Source organism: Pseudomonas sp. KB_12 (assembly GCF_052114545.1).
Classification (GTDB): Bacteria; Pseudomonadota; Gammaproteobacteria; order Pseudomonadales; family Pseudomonadaceae; genus Aquipseudomonas; species Aquipseudomonas brassicacearum.
Genome location: NZ_JBFREY010000004.1, coordinates 165,513 through 181,702 on the forward strand (window position 1 = coordinate 165,513; position 16,190 = coordinate 181,702).

Consider the following 16,190-nt stretch of genomic DNA (forward strand, 5'->3'; position numbering starts at 1 on the left):
CCGCGCTTTTACAAAGCCTGGGCAGGATACAGCAGGAGAAATGACAAAAAGACTGTTAAATCCCGTCGGGCCGACAAAAGGGATTGTCTAGACACGTCATGTTCAATAGTCACGTCGCTTGCGAAACGCCCAGCGGCCGGCAATCAGCGTGAAGGTTGCCACCAGCGCCACCAGGATCCAGAAGCCTTCGGGATCGCCGGCAAGCGGCACGCCGCCGACGTTCATGCCAAAGAAACCGGCAATGATGTTGATGGGCAACGCCAATACCGTGACCACCGTCAGGGTGAACAGGGTGCGGTTGCTTTGTTCGTTGAGGTTGGCGGCGATTTCTTCCTGGAGCAGCTTGATCCGTTCGCTCAACGCGGTGAGGTCGTTGATGATCAGGGCGAACTCCTCGGTGGATTTGCGCAGCTCCTTGACGTCTTCTTTCTGCAACCATTGCGGCGGGCGGTTGAGCAGACGTAGCAATGAACCCGGCTCCAGGGCCAGCAAGCGCTGCAAGCGCACCAGTACCCGGCGGTTGCTGCCCAGCTCGGCGCGGTTGGTGGACAGCCGCGAGGACAGCAACTGATCTTCGACCTGATCGACGCTCAGGCTGGTCTTGCGCACGATCTGGGTCAGCACTTCGCCCTGGTCGCGCAGCAAGTGCACGAGTAATTCCACTGGCGAGCGAAAGCACTCGCCGGCCTTCACCGACGAGCGCAGCTTGTCGACCGAGTGCAGGGGTTGCAGGCGCGCGCTGACGATCAATCGACTGTGCACGCAAACCCACAATGTGGAGACATCCGAGGACACCATGTTGCTGAGGTTGAACACGACATCGTTCACCACGGCCAGCAACGCCGAGTCGACATGCTCGATGCGGGTCGAGCGCGAGCCTTCGTGCAAGGCTTCGAAAAACTCCTGGGGCAGGGCCAGGTGACCTTTCATCCAGCGCTCGCACGCAGCGTGGGCCAGGTTCAGGTGCAGCCAGAGGAACTCATCCGAATCTTGCGGGTGTTGCAGGCTCCGTAAGGCCTGGGCCGAATCGATCTCCTGCCCGCGTTCGCCGGGGCGGAAACGGAACCCGTAAAGCAGGCCGAACAGGTCCGGATCACGGTGGCTTTGATCAATGCTGTGGTTCATGAAGTCTCGCTGGCGGGAAGTGCCTGTGGCGGCTACAGGTTCACTTGAACGCCATCTTCGCAAGCTTTCTTGATGGTTTTGTGACAGTTCCATTCGCACCGCCAAGCTGGCGCTACCGGCCGTCGCCAAGGTTCAAGAATGCCCCGCTCAGGCCGATGGTATGTGCATATCCCCCCGTATTCGGGTTGCGACGCGGTGTGTTGCGGACATGGAGGTCGGGACGTCGTTCCTGTTATCCTTGCTTAGAGATTGCTCCCCATGATTCTACAAAAATCCCTTCGAGCTCAGATTCTCGCCCTATTGAGCGGCAGCCTGCTGGCGATGTTGCTGATCGCCCTGGCGTCCTTTCATTTCCTCTCCAATGGTGTCCAGAACTATCGCAACCTGATCGATGGACCGTTGCGTGCCTCGCAGTTGATCGACGAGGCCAACCTGCAGTTCAAGGTGCAGGTGCAGGAATGGAAAAACGTCCTGCTGCGCGGCAAGCAGCCGGCTGACCTGGATAAATACTGGAAGCAGTTCGAGGAACGTCAGCGTGAGGTCCAGGACATCCTTGGCCAATTGAGCGGGCGTGAAGGTGTGCCGGCGCCCATCAAGACCCGCATCGTGGCCCTGCGCGATGAACATCGTCAGTTGGGTGCTGCCTACCAAAAGGGCCGTGACGCATTTGTCGCCTCCGGTGGCGATTCGGCGGCGGGCGATGCGGCAGTCAAGGGCGTGGACCGTGCGGCCAGTGAGCAAATGAGTGCGCTGGTGGTGGAACTGCGCAAGCTGGGCACCGAGCAATCGACGCTGATCAGTGCCGGCGCCGATCGCACGATCATGCTGGGCACCGTGATCATGCTGGTGTCGGGTGTGCTGATTGGGCTGTTCAGCCTGTGGCTGGTCAATCGCAACCTGGTTCAACCGATCCGTAGCCTGATCGACTACGTGACCCGACTCAGTCATGGGCGGTTCGCCGAGCGTGTGACGAGCAACCGTCAGGACGAGCTGGGCAACCTGGCGGTAGCGGCCAACACATTGCGCGATTTCCTTGCCGAAACCTTTACCCGCCTGCAACGCAGTGCCACGGAGCTGGACAGTGCCAGCGGTGAGCTCAATGCCATCGCCAGCCTGATGAGCCAGGGCACCGGCGAGCAATTCGAACGCACCGATCAGGTGGCGACGGCGATGAACGAAATGTCCGCCACGGCCCAGGAAGTGGCCCGTCATGCCGCCGACGCGGCGCAGGCGGCCGATGACGCCGATCAATCGGCGCAACAGGGCGGCAAGGTCATGCAGGGGACCATCCACACCATCACCCGGATGCGCGGCGAGATCGCCAACACGGCTGCGGTCATCCGTCAGTTGGAAACCGACAGCGGGCGCATCGGCAAGGTGCTGGAGGTGATCCGCGGGATCGCCGAACAGACCAACCTGCTGGCCCTCAATGCTGCCATCGAAGCCGCGCGAGCCGGGGAGGCGGGGCGCGGTTTCGCGGTGGTCGCCGATGAGGTCCGCAGCCTGGCCCAACGCACGGCCTCGTCAATCATCGAGATCAACCAGATCATCCAGACTGTACAAACGGGTGCGGTGGACGCGGCCCATGCCATTGAGAGTGGGCAGTCGCGCAGCGAAGAAAGTGTGGAGCAAGTGACCCAGGCCGGTGTGATGCTCGAACGCATCACCCAGGCTGTCGAAGCGATTCGCGACATGAACCGCCAGATCGCCACTGCAGCCGAAGAGCAGACTTCCGTGGCCGAAGACATTTCCCGCAACCTGACGGAAATCACCTGCATTGCCAGCACCAACATGGACAATGTGCAGCGCACCGAAGCCGCCAGTCGGGATCTGCACGGTTTGTCGGGACAGTTGAATGAAGTGACGGCGCGGTTGAGTGCCTGACGGTCGTTCGCGACAGGTATTGATAAACGCAAAAGAGCCGCGCAACCCCAAGGTTGCGCGGCTCTTTTTTTTCTGATGGATCAAGTGTCTTGCTTGTTGCTCAAGACTTTGCCGGTCGTGGCATCGAAATCAACATCAAACTCTTTGCCGTCGGCGGTTTTCAATTCAACTTCATATTCATAACCGTTGAAGTGGTTATCCAGGTCGGTGTCGGTGATGGTCGCGCCCGGGTGCAACTTCAGGGCTTCTTCGTTCATCGATTCAAGGGACTTGATCTTGCCTTCCTTGACCAGTTGAGGAATCTGATCGACGCGAACATCTGCCTGGGCCAGGCCAGCAGTCAGGGTCAGGGCAGCGGCGGTAAACAGGGCAGTCAAAGTTTTCATAGGTCTTTCCTTGGTGTCGTTAAAGGGTGATTCGTTTAAGTGGGCTCAGATTATCTGTGGCAACTTAATTCACCCTTAATTCGGAAAACTTGCAGCGACTGCACCGACCCGGTCCTGATGTTTCAGTAACCGTTCTTCTCCAATAGTTGCGCCACACTGCCTGTTTCGGGACGCTTGAAGTACTTGAGCAACTCACTGGCCCGATTGGTGAAAATGCCATCCACGCCGGCATCCATCACTTTCTTGAAGTCCACCGGCTCATCAACAGTGTAGACATGCACCAGCAGACCCTGGTCATGGGTGTACTGGTTCATCCACGGCTGCACCAGGTCCGCGTAACTCTGGCTGCCGCCATGGGTCAACGCCGCGGATGGCCCGGTACCAATGGCGCCCTGGGCCTTGGCGTACTGAATCCATTTCTCGAATTCAGCCTTGTCCTTGGGTTCCTGCTTGGCGTAATAGGCGGCCTTGTCCGTTTCGCCGGACTCGGCAAAAGGCACCTTGGATTTGGGCTCGATGTTGCCTTCGCCCACCCACAACAGCAGGATCTTCGGCACCTTCGGCATCTCTTTGTGCAGCAGTTCGAGGCTGCTCTTTTCAAAGGTCTGCAAGACCACTTTGCCTTTGCCCTGGCCGACCCCCGTGGCCCGCTTGGCCAGTTTCGACCCGGCCGGGCTCAGCCAACCGCGGTCCTGCAGTTTGTCCTTCAGGTCGCGCTCGATGCCGGGGAACAGCTTCGGCGCCTTGGTTTCGATGTACAGCCCGGGTTTTTGCTGCGGGTTGCCCTCGGCGATATTGATCACTTCATCGAGGGTCAGGATTTTCAGGCCGGCGAACGAAGGGCGCGCGCGGTCCGGGTAAGCGGTGTTGAACCAACTGCCGGCATCGAGGGTTTTGAGCTCCGCCATGGTGAATTCGTTGGCGGTGCTGCCCTTGCGCTCGGGGAATTTGACCGCGACATCCGTGGTGCGCAGCAGGCTGTCGTCATGCAGGACGAACAACACGCCGTCCTTGCTGCGTTGCAGATCCAGTTCCAGGTAGTCGGCGCCCAGGTCGCGGGCCAGCTTGTAGGCGGCAGCGGTGGATTCCGGCGCGTCGAACGAGGCGCCGCGGTGGGCGATCACGGCGGGGTGCGGAATGCCCTGGAGGGCTGCCAAGGCCTTGGGGCTCGGGGCCTCGGACGCTTGGGTCTGGCCGAAGCCGAGCAACAGGCTCAGCATCAAGGCGGTGCGGGTGAAGGTGACAGGCATGCTCGAAATCCTTTCGTAGGTGTATGCAAAAAACTATCTTTTAACAATTGAACGCTGTCGGCGCTATCGCCATACCGACATAAACCTGTGCAAAGAAGATTTTTCCCACGCATTTCCAGGCCGCTTTGCAGTACCCTTGCCGCAGCAGTTTCCCCGGCAGAGGGAAACCTTAAATCCTGTGTCCGCTTGCCCTGCGTGTAAACCATTGATCAGACGTCCTGAGGGACGCATCCATGAGGTTTACCATGCGCACCACTTCGACATTCATCTGCCAGGCCGCCGACCAGCTCAAGGGTTTTGTCGGCTTGAACCGCAAGACTGGCCAGTACATCGTGCGTTTCAGCGAAGACGCTTTCGGCATGGACGTGGCCGACGACGGCATCATCCCCACCTGCGAATTTGTCTGGGCCCCCGTGGCGGACGGCACCATGGCCCTCAAGCGCGAGCGGATCCAGTTATTGCTGGACCAGCACATCGACGACCGGATCAATCTCTCCGAACCTTTGCGGGTGTATATGGCCCGCAGCGACCTGCCGGAAATCGTGGCGGTGCGGCAGTTGGTGACAGGCTGAGCCTCAATCTTGAATTGAACAGAGATCCTGTGGGGGCCCACAAGGATTTTTGGAATGGCACGGTCCTGTGGCCAGAGATTGCTCCCGCTGGGTCGCGCAGCGGCCCCCAAAAAAGCGATGAGCGCTGCGCACTCAAGCGGGAGCAAGCTCCCTCGCCACAAAAGCTTCCCAGCTATCACGCTACAGATTGATCAACGGTAAACACTGTGACACTAGATTGGGTGTTGGAAGGCGTAGTCGCGTTCGACCTTGCACACCCTTGTATGGCAATGGGTATACCAGGTGGAGCGGCCGCGCTCGCGGATCGCGCTGTGTTCAGGATGCTGCTTCCAGGCCAGGATTGCAGCTTCATCGCTCCAATAGGACACGGTAATCCCCAAACCATCGTCGCCACGGGCTGATTCGACGCCTAAAAATCCGGGCTGCTCCCGGGCAAGGGCCAGCATGCGCTCGGCGGCTTCGGCGTAGCCTTGGTCCCCTTCGGTGCGCAGGGAGGTGAATATCACCGCGTAGTAGTGGGTGCTCATGGCGTTGTCCTGGCGCAGGCTTCGACAAACGCGCTGACCAGCGGCGGCACGCGCCCTTCCAGTGCGGCACGTTCGGGCTGGAACAGCGTGGCGACAAAGAACGGATGGTCTTGCAGTTCCACCGCTCGCAGGCCGCCGGCCGAGTCCCGGGCCACGGGGTGCAGGCGCTGATTGAGCAAGTCTTCTTCAAAGTCCGGGTTGACCCCGAAGCGGCAATGGTAGCCCTCGAATACCCTCTGACGACCATAAGCCTTGGCAGTCAACGAGTCCGCATCGAGCTGAAGGCTGTCGATGGTTTCGATCAAGGCACAGCTCAGCGGCGTCAGCAGCGCGCGCTCAGCCTCGGGGTCGGTTTCGCCATGGGCGGCGTCGGCCCAACCCATCACGTTGCGGGCGTATTCCAGCACGGCATGTTGAAAACCACCGCAGGTGCCCAGGAAAGGGCGACGCTGTTCGCGGGCAAAACGAATCGCCTGCAAGGCGCCAGCTTCGTTTTGGTAGGGGCTGCCTGGTACGCACCAGATACCGTCGAAGTCCTCCAGCACTGCGTTGTCGACGATGAGCGACGTTGCCAGCCATTGGACGCGAATGTCATGGCCGGTTTGCCCGCCGGCCAGCTCAAGTGCAATGGGGATCGCCCGGTGAGCGGTGATGTGTGGGTCGTGGTCGCCGACCAGGGCGATGTGTAAAGGACGCTGTTTTGCCATGAGAGACTCGCCACTTGTTGATTCCTGGTCGCCACTATAGATTGGCGTTCACGCAATCAATATTGGCATTTACCCAAGTGATCAATGCAGCAGCGCACTATCGTCTGGACTATCCCGACCTGTCCCTGATCCTCGCACTGGTCCGTGGTGGCTCACTGGCTCGTGCCGCTCGATTGCTGCAGGTGGACGTGTCCACGGTGTTTCGTTCGGTACGTCGGCTGGAGGCGGCCCTGGGCCAGCCCTTGTTCGAAAAAAGCCGTTCCGGGTACTTGCCCACAAGCCTGGCCCAGGCGCTGGCCGAGCAAGCCGAGCGCGCCGAACAGGCCTTGGAGGCGGCGCGGGTGGGGGTGGAGCAGGGCGGCGCGGTCATCAGCGGGACGGTACGCCTGACGTGCAGCGACTCAGTCCTGCAAGCGTTGCTGCTGCCTGCGCTGGCGCGCTTCATGCCCGCTTACCCGGCGTTGACCCTTGAGCTGAGCACCTCGAACGACTTCGCCAACCTGAGCCGCCGCGATGCCGACATTGCGTTACGCCTGACCCGTACGCCGCCGGAACACCTGGTTGGTCGAAACCTGGGCAACGTGGCTTACCGGGTATGTGCCAGTGCCACGTATCTGCGCTCGGCGGATGCGAATGACCTGGCTTCCATGACCTGGATCGCACCGGACGATTTCCTCCCGGATCACCCCACCGTAGCCTGGCGCCGCCAGCATCTCCCCGGCGTGGTGCCCGCCTATCGCTGCAACAGCATGCTCTCGGTCACCGAACTGGTGCGAGCCGGCTTGGGTGTGGCGGCGCTGCCGGACTTTCTGATCGATGAACACCTGGGCCTGATGCCCCTTGGCGAACCGCTGGAGGGGTATGACACAGCCCTGTGGCTCCTGACTCGCCCCGACTGCCGGGCCTTGCGCTCGGTGGTGACCTTGTTCGATGAGCTGGGGCGCAATCTGCGCGGGCGCTGAGTTTTAACGGCGAGGGCGTACATGGCTCAATGGATGGCGCTTCCCCAACGGTTATAGTGCCTTGAGCACCAGCCCTTGGCCGAGAACATCACGATGACGAAGTCTTCCCAACCCACACCTTCCGCGCCCGTTGACCACCTGCGTTTTCACCGCCCTCACGCGCATCTGGCGCCGACCTTTGGCAATGACCGCTTTGCGCTGAGAGCGGAGGCGTTCGCGCGTTTTTTCGGGACGCCGATGTTCCTCGGTGCGCAAACCTTGATCGTGCTGCTATGGATCAGCCTGAACCTGGTGGGGGTCTTTCATTTCGATGCCTACCCATTCATCTTGCTGAACCTGGCGTTCAGCCTGCAGTCGGCCTATGCCGCGCCGCTGATTTTGCTGGCGCAAACCCGCCAGGCCGCTCGGGACAAAGCCCAGGCGGAAGCCGATGCCCAGCATCGTGAAGCCTTGGCCATCGCCAACAGCGAGCGCCAGGCTCAGGCCGCGCTGAATACGGCGCAGTTGCTTGAGTTGTTAGAGCAGAACACCCGCCTGACGGAAATGACCAAGGCATTGACCGAGCGTATCGACAACTTGACCACTGAAATGCACCAGAAGGTCGTGCACAACCCATCGCTGCAGTAGCCCTTCACGCCAGGACTTCTTGATCAAGCCTGGTAACGGCTCAGGAACATGTCGAGGGCCGATTCGATCACCTGGGCCTGCTCATCCTGGGTCAGGCTGGGTTGCCCCATTGAAACCTGCGGCCAGAAGGCGAACGTCTTGAGCAGCCCATGCATTTGCTGGGCGGCAAATGCCGGTTCCACGGGTTTCAAGCGGCCATCGGCCTGGGCTTGGCGAATCCAGGCCGTCAGGCCTTCTTCACGCTGGCCCATGCGCGACACCATGTCTTGGGCCCGCTCGGGGGAATGAATGGTTGCGGCGATGGCGATGCGCGCCAGGTCGAGGAAGTTCTCGTCCGCCAGCAAGTGCAGTTTGGCTTGCAGCAACGTTTGAAGCTGCTCCCGTAGCGGCTTTTGCGGGCTGTAGGGCATGTCCTGCTCTGCGGTAATGCTGTTCCATAACCGATTCAGAATTTCGGCAAACAATTCTTCCTTGCTCGGAAAATGGTTATACACCGTGCGCTTCGATACGCCGGCAGTCGCCGCGATCTTGTCCATGCTGGTGATCTCGAAACCGCTGCTACGGAATTCAGCAATCGCGGCCTGGAGGATGGCTTCGCGTTTTCGCTCGGTAAGGCGCTGCGGTACGGTCATGGGCAATTCGTCGGTTGAGATGAGAGAACTTACACTCGGCAGTTTACTTGCTCCCGGGATTCATGCAATCTAGAAACTACACCGAGTGGTGTAGTTTTGAGTCAAGCGGCTGAGCGTGCATGCAACGGCCATCCAGCGTCCCACAACGGCGAAGCGCAATTGCGCCGACGCCCTTGGAGTTATCGCACCATGACCATTCCCTCTCTTTCGACCGACAATCCGTCCGCCCATGACGCATCCCGGCATGAACAGGGCAAGTATCGCAATCATGCCTTCACACCTCGGGAAGGTTTTGGCACGACCCTGCGCATCATCTGGAACATGATCTTCCACAAGCCGCGTACCACTCGGCCTTCGGGCGCCATCGAGGTTCAAGCGCTGACGCGCGCCGCGCTGCTGGCGGCGCCGAACAACAGCGTATTCCGCCTCGGCCATTCCACCCTATTGCTCAAGCTGCGGGATAAATTCTGGCTGACAGACCCGGTGTTCGCCGAGCGCGCCTCACCCGTGCAATGGGCCGGCCCGAAGCGTTTTCATCAGCCGCCCATCAGCCTGGAAGAATTGCCGCCGATCGAGGCGGTGATCCTGTCCCATGACCATTACGACCACCTCGATCATCAGGCCATCCTCAAGCTGGCGGCCAAGACCCGCCACTTCCTGGCCCCCCTTGGTGTGGGCGACACCCTGATCAAATGGGGCGTCGACGCCAGCAAGGTGCGTCAGCTGGACTGGTGGCAAGGTACCGAGGTGGACGGTATCGAGTTCGTTGCCACGCCCTCCCAGCACTTTTCCGGGCGCGGCCTGTTCGACAGCAACAGCACCTTGTGGGCCTCGTGGGTGATGATCGACGGCGCTACGCGAATTTTCTTCAGCGGCGACACTGGCTACTTCGAGGGTTTCAAACGCATCGGCGAGCGATATGGCCCCTTTGACCTGACGCTGATGGAAACCGGCGCCTATGACGTCGATTGGCCCCACGTCCACATGCAGCCAGAGCAGACCCTACAGGCTCATATCGATCTCAAGGGCCGTTGGCTGCTGCCGATCCACAACGGTACGTTCGACCTGGCGATGCATGCCTGGTATGAACCCTTCGATCGCATCCTGGCCCTGGCCTGGGAGCGCAATGTCTACATTGCCACGCCGCAAATGGGCGAAGCATTCACCCTGACGCAGCCGCAACGTGGCCGCGCCTGGTGGCTGGACGTGGAGCCTTCGGCGTACCAGGACCAGGCCGGTATCGCCTAGCACTCACAGGATTGGCGTTATTCAATCATTGCGTAATCGGAGCGCCCCATTGGGTCCGGTGTCGCACCCTTGATGTTCATGCCGCGCCCTGGTGCGAAGCCGGGGAAGAACACCAGGCCCTCGGCCTCCAGGCGAAAGGCCAGTGCCAGGCGAGTCACATCGAGCAACTCGCCGCCGGCCTCGAAGCGGCGGATGGCCTGGACCGAGACGCCGGATTGGCGGGACAGCTCCTCGACACTCCAACCCAGCATGGCTCGCGCCTGTGCACTGTGAGCAGGGGTGAATTGATAGACAGCGATGCGTTCCAGGGTGGTTTTGATTGCGAGAGAGGCCATGGGGGGCTCCAAAGCTGTGGGATTAAAAAATACTGTGTTTTTGTACAGTTGTTTTGAATCCCGATCAATCTCATTTTTTTGATCAATGACCGGCGGTCTTCTCCAGCCAGGCGCTCGGGGCGTGACCCAGTACGCGACGAAACATCGTGGAGAATGCCGCGGGGCTGTCGTAGCCCAGGTCCAGGGCGATTCGGGTCACTGAATTGCCGACGGCCAACCGGGACAATGCCGACATCACGCAGGCTTGTTGTCGCCATTGGCTGAAACTTAACCCGGTTTGCTGGCTGAACAGGCGATTGAACGAACGCAAGCTGATAGGCAATTGCGCCGCCCATTGCACGGGCGAGACGTGGGCGTCCGGGCGTTTCAGAAATGCCTGGCACAGGCCGAGCAGGCGCGGGTCTTGGGGCAGTGGAAGGTGCAGTGGCAGATGGGCGCTGCGCAGCAGCTCGTGCAGCAGCAGATCGATCAGCGCACCATCGCGTCCAGCCTCGTCGTAGTCCAGCGCAAGCTCCACGGCTTCCATCAGCAACTGACGCATCAGCGGCGACACGCTGATGACCTGGCAACGGGCGTCCATGGCCGTTACCGCAGCCGGTTCGATATACAAACTTCGCGTGCTGACGCCCAGCATCAGCACCTCATGGGCAACCCCGGGCGGGATCCACACCGCCCGTTGTGGCGGCACCACCCAATTGCCGTCTGCCGTGCTGACCTGCATGACTCCGGTGGCGCCGTAGAGCAACTGCGCCCGCCGGTGGGTATGGCGCGGCAACCGATGACCGTCGGGGTAATCCGTGCCGATAGCCACTACTGGCCGTGGCGTGTCGTCCAGCAGGTCAATCGAAACATTGCGCATCGAGCGGCCTCCAACAATTGGCGTAAATACAAACATTATTGGCGTACTTGCTGAGGCAGGCCAAGCCCCATCGCTCTATCGTCGGCCTCTCTCAATTTACGGATGCTGCGCGATGTTCTACCTCTTGCTGGCACTCTTCGGTTGCATGACTGGCGTCACTGCTGTGCTGTTCGGCTTCGGCGGTGGATTCGTCGTGGTGCCCTTGCTATACCGCATGCTCACCGCCAGCCACGGCGCTGACGACCCTATCGGCCAATCGGCGATGCATATTGCCGTGGCCACCTCGACCTGCGTGATGATCGTCAACGCGCTGATCGCCACCGCCAAGCATCACCGCGCCGGTAACCTCATTCGCCACTACGTGTGGCCGTTGGGTGGCTTCATCGGCCTGGGCGCTATCGTCGGAGCCGTTGCCGCGATGTGGGCGAGTAGCGAAGTCATTCGCTATGCCTTCATCGTTTACCTGGGCGTGACCATTCTGGACTGCTTGTTCAGACGCGGTTTTCTGACCCAGTCTGACGCTGTAGTCCCACGGCGATTGGGCAGGGCAGAGGTATCGGCAGGCGGAATCAGCATCGGCGTCATCGCCACTTTTCTGGGCGTGGGTGGCAGCGTCATGACCGTGCCGTTATTGCGTCGTTGCGGCCTGAACATGTCGCGCGCGACGTCCATGGCTAACCCGCTGAGTTTGCCGGTTGCGGTGGTCGGGACGCTGACTTACATGGCCATGGCCGGGTTTATCGAGTTTGATTTGGGGCCGTGGTTTGTGGGGTATGTGGATTTGCAGGCGTTTGCGGTTTTGACACTGGGCTCGTTAGTGGGGATTCGATTAGCTACGCCATGGATCGGGCGGATACCGGATCGATTTCACGCCGGGGTCTATATCGGATTGTTGATCGTCGTGATGTTGGGCATATCGGTGCAGTAAGTTGCTGCATGGCATTGCTCAAAATTTTGTGGGAGAGGGTGGCATATCGATTCTATGAGGCTGATTCGTCATACTTCGCTCCACTCATTTCGTGAGCTGACGCTCGCTTTTTCCAGGAAGATTCCATGTTCAAAGGACTGTTGCTCCTCGCATCCAGCGCCGTGTGCCTGATCGCGCTCTGTTCGACAGCCAGTGCCGATGGTGGTAGTGGCGTCTTTACCGGCACCTTGGGCAAGATGCCGATTGTGCTGGGACTCAACACTGCTCAAGAGGACGAGGTCATCGGTCGTTATTTCTATGAGAAATACCATCGTGACTTGGGATTGAGCGGCTCGCTGCAAGGAAAGACCCTGACGCTGGTCGAGGGCGGTACCCGCTACGACGACGGCCAATCGCTGCCAACCCTGACGCTGCAAAAAACGGCCAACGGCTGGCAGGGTGAATGGAAAAGTCTCAAGGGCAAGGTTCTGCCCGTGCAGTTGACCGAAGCCACGCTCCCGGCACCTGGGGCTGATCTTCCCCCCGTTATCGCCGAGCTGCGAAAAAGTGACCCTTATGAGTATCTCCGTCTGCTGGGCTTGAAACTCAAACCGGGCAAGAAAGAATCTTTCATGGGCCATGACTTGCAATGGTGGACGGAGCCACAATCCGGTATTTCCATGTTCAGCGTCGAGTCCGGCTACTCGAAAGACGAACTACAACGGGTCAATCGGCAATTGTTGGGGCGGCTCTGGACCGAAGTCATCAGCTACCACGGCTGTCTGTTGCAGGGCGCGGATAATGCCGAGTTCGACCAAGGCGTCGCGCCCAAATTCCTATCGCCCGATGTGATCAGCCTGAACATTTCCACAAGTTACTACTGCGGCGGCGTGCATCCGGATTTTGGCAATTCGCCGCTCAATCTCGATGCTCACACCGGCCACAGTTTGTCGCTGGAAGATGTGCTCTGGGTTGGCACAGGTAAGCCACCGCTCTACGCCGGCCACAACGACGCGGGTGATGCTCCGTTGACCGATGAAGAGAGCCAGGCGCGATACACTTACCAACGCGAGGTATTCGCGCCATGGCTGATCAAGCAACTCACCACGCTGTACCCCGACGAGATGCTGAAGCCAGCGGATGAAGACAGCTGCGACTACACCGATGAAGGCGTCTGGGGATATTCCAATTGGTACTTCACTGAAAAAGGTTTGTACTTGGGACCGTTCTTCGTCCGCGCGCAACGCGTTTGTGATGACCCCGGCTGGTCGGTGCTGCCGTACGCAGTCGTAAAACAACACCCCGGTGCGGTCAAACTTCAATTGCCCGGGACTGGTGACTAACCCTCAGCCAACCCGGGCGCTTCCCGAATAACGAAGTGATCCAGGTTCTCGATATTGGCACTGAACACCCCGAACGTCTGTTCGGGGTTCTTCTTGCTCGGTACCTGTTTCAACTCCGGCGTCACGCCATAAAAGAAGCAATACAACGGCGCGTCACTGTCGACGGCATGCTTGATCTCTTCCAGGAACGCTTTGCGCTTGCGGTAGTTATCGATCAGCTTCTTGCTCAGGTAAACGTTGACCGAGTAAGGCTTCTTCTTCGCCTCGTCCGGTTGCTTGAACCAGACCTTGGGTTCGAAATCGATGCGAAAGCTTTGCGTGTAATCCTTGATCTCCTTGATCTTGCCCCAGTAAATCAAGCCCTTGTTGTCCTGCAAATACTCGATCTTCTTGAAGAACGATCCATAGGGCGCCGTGTGCTCGCCAATCTTCAACAGCTTGCGCTTGAGCAGGTCCTTGTCCGCGAAGTTCGACACAAAACACTCCACCGGGTGGGCGAAGACACTGGTCTTGTCGGGTGTCGAATCATGGGCGCAATGAACGTCATCACCGTGGGACGATAGGGTGGGCGACGTAGGCCGAGTCGCTGCTTCAACGTCCTTCGACGGATCGGACGGCTTGCGTACGTACTGACGCCGAGTCAGCAGCAGCTCCGACGGAAAATGCTCCTCACGGTCGTCATCCGTTTGTGCCTCAACACTCTCCGCACCCAACCCCGGCGTTTTCGGACTGACATAAGGGCAGCCCTCGATATGCTGGGTAGTCGGTTGATTCTTGAAATGTGGCGTGCGGATGTAATTGACGTTCTTGGCGTTGAGCGTCGTCAGCCGATTGTCCTCATCAAACGCCGCCCGACAGGCATCGTTGGGGCACTGAAAGCGCTCCTTGGCCGAATCGAAGGCCATGGTCTCGTCGAAATTCAGATCCCGAACGTCATAGATCGAAAGCTTGGCATCGAGGCTGAGGCAGTAGGCGGTATCGAATTTCATCGGGGCTCGGGTCCATGAGAGGAGGTGTATTAATACCGAAGGACGCGGCGGGCTGCACCCAAAGTTTCAACACACCACAAACCCCCTGTGGGAGCGAGCTTGCTCGCGATTCCCAAACCCAACCCAACCATCAAGCCTGCCACCCACCTGCGCCCTGACACCAACCTGTGGCGAGGGAGCTTGCTCCCGCTGGGCAGCGAAGCGGCCCCCGTTCTGCAGTTCCTTACTCGGGGAAATCGATATCATAATGCTGGTTTTTAGCTCGATCTTTCAGGTGGTCGGAATTGTTACACCTGCTTAGCTAAATCCAGAGAGGCGGCGTATGAGTGAACAGGTGCAAGTAACCCTGCAAGAAGCGAAGTCCCAGCTCTTACAACTGGGCGCACGTGCATGGCTGGGCGACAAGGTGGTGATCACCAACGCCGGCAAGCCTTATCTGGATCTGCTACCCCATATCGCTACACCGCAGGCGCGCAAGCCTGGGCGGTTGAAGGGGAAGATTCGGATGTCGGCGGATTTTGACCGCACCCCCGAGGACATCATCGAGGGTTTTGAAGGCCGGCTCTGAGTGCAGACGAGTCTTCCTGATCTGAGATTTCAGTAGGCACCTCAGCCATGCAGGCCTCGTCAAACTCTCGCATGGTGGCCTTGTCGATAGCGCCGATTTTCAGCAGCGCTTCGGCCGAGCAGTGAATCGACTCGAAGGCCTCACTTTTTATTTTATTCGTCATTACATATCCCCATATGTTTTTTCGTCCAACAGAAACTGGACGTTTCCCGCAACCACTATTCCACACTGCCAAAGCGTGGGAACCCGCCCGCGATCTTCAAAACAACGCAGCAACCAAGCCCTACACCAACCTATGACCTGACACCTGTGGCGAGGGAGCTTGCTCCCGCTGGGTTGCGCAGCAGCCCCAATTCAGTATTCCCAACAAAAAACCGCCGCCCTAACACGGACGACGGCTTCCGATTGAATCTCAAAACCCTCGCAAAATCCGAGAAGCTTTCCGCCACCAAGATTCATGCTGGCTAAACGGGTCATCTACCAACACCGCCGGCATATCCCGCAAGCGAATCCATGGTTCATCCTGCCAGTGCAGCATGCAGAGTGACATCTTCGGCCAATCCAACACGCTCAGCGTAGGCCGTTCCACCTTATGCGAGTGGCGCTCATCCCGCAGGGTTGGCACCACCTGATGCGTGATCCACTCACGCAACAATCGATACTCAGGGCAGTAGTGATAAACCAGCAATGCATAGACGCCTGACTCGCTCAGCATCAGACGCTCTTCAGTCAAACCGTGGACATGCACGAGCATCATCCGACGCTGGTCGGGGTCAAGCTTGCGTGTCATGCGCTCATCGAGGTGCTTACTCATCAACCGCCCCAAATCCGAGGCGCTGAACCAGGCTTGGTTTTCAACCAAGAGGGTATGTAGTTGGAGGTTGTGACGGGTGAAAACGGTCGGAATATAAGCATCAGGCATGATGGGTCTCCGAGGTATACGGAGAGCGGGGTGAAATTTTTGTGGGCATAACGACCTCTACGTTCGAAGGTTAGCGGCGCGAGCCCGACGTAGAGGATGCAAGAAAAATCCCAACTAGCTATCTTCTCCACACAGAGTTGCAAATGTCCTTAGACAGTACGCGGTTCTATGTTCGGCGATTAGCTACTACGTTGGGCGTTTCTTAGGCACCTGCGACTAAGATAGGTAACGAGACGATACGGCGTCAATGCGGAAAGATTCTGAGTTTTTCGTAGGGTAAAGGTAGTGTGCCGGTCCCAGAGTTAAACGCAGTTATGGTCCTGTAGAAACACAAAAACCCCGTTTTC

General features: G+C 59.0%; 18 protein-coding genes. 8 read left to right on the top strand and 10 right to left on the bottom strand.

The window, feature by feature from the left end; all coding sequences use genetic code 11:
• Positions 1 to 102 precede the first annotated feature (102 nt).
• Entirely contained in the window at positions 103 to 1,125 is a 1,023-nt protein-coding gene (locus tag AB4Z20_RS03885; RefSeq protein ID WP_018604547.1) for a transporter, read from the bottom strand.
• A gap of 258 nt (positions 1,126 to 1,383) precedes the next feature.
• Between AB4Z20_RS03885 and AB4Z20_RS03890 the strand changes: the two genes are divergently transcribed.
• Positions 1,384 to 3,009 (top strand): methyl-accepting chemotaxis protein, encoded by a 1,626-nt coding sequence (locus tag AB4Z20_RS03890; RefSeq protein ID WP_253477385.1) that lies wholly within the window; start codon positions 1,384 to 1,386, stop codon positions 3,007 to 3,009.
• A gap of 80 nt (positions 3,010 to 3,089) precedes the next feature.
• On the opposite strand, the gene AB4Z20_RS03895 is transcribed toward AB4Z20_RS03890, so the two are convergent.
• Both AB4Z20_RS03895 and AB4Z20_RS03900 read right to left on the bottom strand, forming a co-directional pair.
• On the bottom strand, positions 3,090 to 3,395 hold the full coding sequence (locus AB4Z20_RS03895) for a PepSY domain-containing protein (RefSeq protein WP_018604552.1): 306 nt from the start codon (positions 3,393 to 3,395) through the stop codon (positions 3,090 to 3,092).
• Positions 3,396 to 3,517: 122 nt separating this feature from the next.
• Positions 3,518 to 4,645 carry a glycerophosphodiester phosphodiesterase gene (locus AB4Z20_RS03900; protein WP_214509480.1) on the bottom strand — a complete coding sequence of 376 codons (1,128 nt, stop codon included), beginning with the start codon at positions 4,643 to 4,645 and terminating at the stop codon, positions 3,518 to 3,520.
• Positions 4,646 to 4,890: 245 nt separating this feature from the next.
• On the opposite strand from AB4Z20_RS03900, the gene AB4Z20_RS03905 reads away from it, so the two are divergent.
• Positions 4,891 to 5,217, top strand: a complete 327-nt coding sequence (locus tag AB4Z20_RS03905; RefSeq protein ID WP_214509482.1) for a DUF2025 family protein — start codon at positions 4,891 to 4,893, stop codon at positions 5,215 to 5,217.
• Between the two features lie 212 nt (positions 5,218 to 5,429).
• Here AB4Z20_RS03905 and AB4Z20_RS03910 read toward each other — a convergent pair whose 3' ends face one another.
• Positions 5,430 to 5,744: an antibiotic biosynthesis monooxygenase family protein gene (locus AB4Z20_RS03910; protein WP_253477379.1), complete on the bottom strand. Its 315-nt coding sequence runs from the start codon at positions 5,742 to 5,744 to the stop codon at positions 5,430 to 5,432.
• Positions 5,741 to 6,451: a CTP synthase C-terminal region-related (seleno)protein gene (locus AB4Z20_RS03915; RefSeq protein ID WP_442089356.1), complete on the bottom strand. Its 711-nt coding sequence runs from the start codon at positions 6,449 to 6,451 to the stop codon at positions 5,741 to 5,743. Before AB4Z20_RS03915 ends, AB4Z20_RS03910 begins: the two co-directional genes overlap by 4 nt.
• Positions 6,452 to 6,465: 14 nt before the next feature.
• On the opposite strand from AB4Z20_RS03915, the gene AB4Z20_RS03920 reads away from it, so the two are divergent.
• Complete coding sequence (locus AB4Z20_RS03920; protein ID WP_442089357.1) at positions 6,466 to 7,413, top strand: LysR family transcriptional regulator; 948 nt, start codon at positions 6,466 to 6,468, stop codon at positions 7,411 to 7,413.
• Positions 7,414 to 7,506: 93 nt separating this feature from the next.
• Positions 7,507 to 8,040 (top strand): DUF1003 domain-containing protein, encoded by a 534-nt coding sequence (locus AB4Z20_RS03925; protein ID WP_442089358.1) that lies wholly within the window; start codon positions 7,507 to 7,509, stop codon positions 8,038 to 8,040.
• Positions 8,041 to 8,063: 23 nt separating this feature from the next.
• Here the strand turns inward: AB4Z20_RS03925 and AB4Z20_RS03930 are convergent, their stop codons facing one another.
• Positions 8,064 to 8,672 (bottom strand): TetR/AcrR family transcriptional regulator, encoded by a 609-nt coding sequence (locus AB4Z20_RS03930; RefSeq protein WP_320389337.1) that lies wholly within the window; start codon positions 8,670 to 8,672, stop codon positions 8,064 to 8,066.
• A gap of 189 nt (positions 8,673 to 8,861) precedes the next feature.
• On the opposite strand from AB4Z20_RS03930, the gene AB4Z20_RS03935 reads away from it, so the two are divergent.
• The gene (locus tag AB4Z20_RS03935) at positions 8,862 to 9,920 is read left to right on the top strand and encodes an MBL fold metallo-hydrolase (protein WP_258689164.1); all 1,059 of its coding nucleotides are present in this window, start codon (positions 8,862 to 8,864) and stop codon (positions 9,918 to 9,920) included.
• Positions 9,921 to 9,937: 17 nt separating this feature from the next.
• Here AB4Z20_RS03935 and AB4Z20_RS03940 read toward each other — a convergent pair whose 3' ends face one another.
• Positions 9,938 to 10,255 (bottom strand): helix-turn-helix domain-containing protein, encoded by a 318-nt coding sequence (locus AB4Z20_RS03940; protein WP_003204826.1) that lies wholly within the window; start codon positions 10,253 to 10,255, stop codon positions 9,938 to 9,940.
• 82 nt (positions 10,256 to 10,337) lie between these two features.
• Positions 10,338 to 11,114 carry an AraC family transcriptional regulator gene (locus AB4Z20_RS03945; RefSeq protein WP_442089359.1) on the bottom strand — a complete coding sequence of 259 codons (777 nt, stop codon included), beginning with the start codon at positions 11,112 to 11,114 and terminating at the stop codon, positions 10,338 to 10,340.
• Between the two features lie 112 nt (positions 11,115 to 11,226).
• On the opposite strand from AB4Z20_RS03945, the gene AB4Z20_RS03950 reads away from it, so the two are divergent.
• Complete coding sequence (locus AB4Z20_RS03950; RefSeq protein WP_442089360.1) at positions 11,227 to 12,042, top strand: sulfite exporter TauE/SafE family protein; 816 nt, start codon at positions 11,227 to 11,229, stop codon at positions 12,040 to 12,042.
• A gap of 125 nt (positions 12,043 to 12,167) precedes the next feature.
• Positions 12,168 to 13,364: an RsiV family protein gene (locus tag AB4Z20_RS03955; protein WP_320389335.1), complete on the top strand. Its 1,197-nt coding sequence runs from the start codon at positions 12,168 to 12,170 to the stop codon at positions 13,362 to 13,364.
• Here the strand turns inward: AB4Z20_RS03955 and AB4Z20_RS03960 are convergent.
• Positions 13,361 to 14,353 (bottom strand): hypothetical protein, encoded by a 993-nt coding sequence (locus AB4Z20_RS03960; RefSeq protein WP_442089361.1) that lies wholly within the window; start codon positions 14,351 to 14,353, stop codon positions 13,361 to 13,363. The genes AB4Z20_RS03955 and AB4Z20_RS03960 overlap by 4 nt on opposite strands.
• A gap of 322 nt (positions 14,354 to 14,675) precedes the next feature.
• Between AB4Z20_RS03960 and AB4Z20_RS03965 the strand changes: the two genes are divergently transcribed.
• A complete protein-coding gene (locus tag AB4Z20_RS03965; protein WP_442089362.1) occupies positions 14,676 to 14,921 on the top strand; it encodes a type II toxin-antitoxin system Phd/YefM family antitoxin in 246 nt (81 codons plus the stop codon).
• 412 nt (positions 14,922 to 15,333) lie between these two features.
• Here AB4Z20_RS03965 and AB4Z20_RS03970 read toward each other — a convergent pair whose 3' ends face one another.
• The gene (locus tag AB4Z20_RS03970) at positions 15,334 to 15,843 is read right to left on the bottom strand and encodes a BRO-N domain-containing protein (RefSeq protein ID WP_442089363.1); all 510 of its coding nucleotides are present in this window, start codon (positions 15,841 to 15,843) and stop codon (positions 15,334 to 15,336) included.
• Positions 15,844 to 16,190: the final 347 nt, after the last annotated feature.

Excerpts from the sequence above, each read along its gene's own strand:
- AB4Z20_RS03915 (WP_442089356.1), bottom strand. The coding sequence starts at position 6,451 with ATGGCAAAACAGCGTCCTTTACACATCGCCCTGGTCGGCGACCACGAC.
- AB4Z20_RS03955 (WP_320389335.1), top strand. The coding sequence starts at position 12,168 with ATGTTCAAAGGACTGTTGCTCCTCGCATCCAGCGCCGTGTGCCTGATC.
- AB4Z20_RS03890 (WP_253477385.1), top strand. The coding sequence starts at position 1,384 with ATGATTCTACAAAAATCCCTTCGAGCTCAGATTCTCGCCCTATTGAGC.
- AB4Z20_RS03950 (WP_442089360.1), top strand. The coding sequence starts at position 11,227 with ATGTTCTACCTCTTGCTGGCACTCTTCGGTTGCATGACTGGCGTCACT.
- AB4Z20_RS03965 (WP_442089362.1), top strand. The coding sequence starts at position 14,676 with ATGAGTGAACAGGTGCAAGTAACCCTGCAAGAAGCGAAGTCCCAGCTC.
- AB4Z20_RS03885 (WP_018604547.1), bottom strand. The coding sequence starts at position 1,125 with ATGAACCACAGCATTGATCAAAGCCACCGTGATCCGGACCTGTTCGGC.
- AB4Z20_RS03905 (WP_214509482.1), top strand. The coding sequence starts at position 4,891 with ATGCGCACCACTTCGACATTCATCTGCCAGGCCGCCGACCAGCTCAAG.
- AB4Z20_RS03900 (WP_214509480.1), bottom strand. The coding sequence starts at position 4,645 with ATGCCTGTCACCTTCACCCGCACCGCCTTGATGCTGAGCCTGTTGCTC.
- AB4Z20_RS03945 (WP_442089359.1), bottom strand. The coding sequence starts at position 11,114 with ATGCGCAATGTTTCGATTGACCTGCTGGACGACACGCCACGGCCAGTA.
- AB4Z20_RS03960 (WP_442089361.1), bottom strand. The coding sequence starts at position 14,353 with ATGAAATTCGATACCGCCTACTGCCTCAGCCTCGATGCCAAGCTTTCG.
- AB4Z20_RS03970 (WP_442089363.1), bottom strand. The coding sequence starts at position 15,843 with ATGCCTGATGCTTATATTCCGACCGTTTTCACCCGTCACAACCTCCAA.
- AB4Z20_RS03895 (WP_018604552.1), bottom strand. The coding sequence starts at position 3,395 with ATGAAAACTTTGACTGCCCTGTTTACCGCCGCTGCCCTGACCCTGACT.
- AB4Z20_RS03940 (WP_003204826.1), bottom strand. The coding sequence starts at position 10,255 with ATGGCCTCTCTCGCAATCAAAACCACCCTGGAACGCATCGCTGTCTAT.
- AB4Z20_RS03935 (WP_258689164.1), top strand. The coding sequence starts at position 8,862 with ATGACCATTCCCTCTCTTTCGACCGACAATCCGTCCGCCCATGACGCA.
- AB4Z20_RS03930 (WP_320389337.1), bottom strand. The coding sequence starts at position 8,672 with ATGACCGTACCGCAGCGCCTTACCGAGCGAAAACGCGAAGCCATCCTC.
- AB4Z20_RS03925 (WP_442089358.1), top strand. The coding sequence starts at position 7,507 with ATGACGAAGTCTTCCCAACCCACACCTTCCGCGCCCGTTGACCACCTG.
- AB4Z20_RS03910 (WP_253477379.1), bottom strand. The coding sequence starts at position 5,744 with ATGAGCACCCACTACTACGCGGTGATATTCACCTCCCTGCGCACCGAA.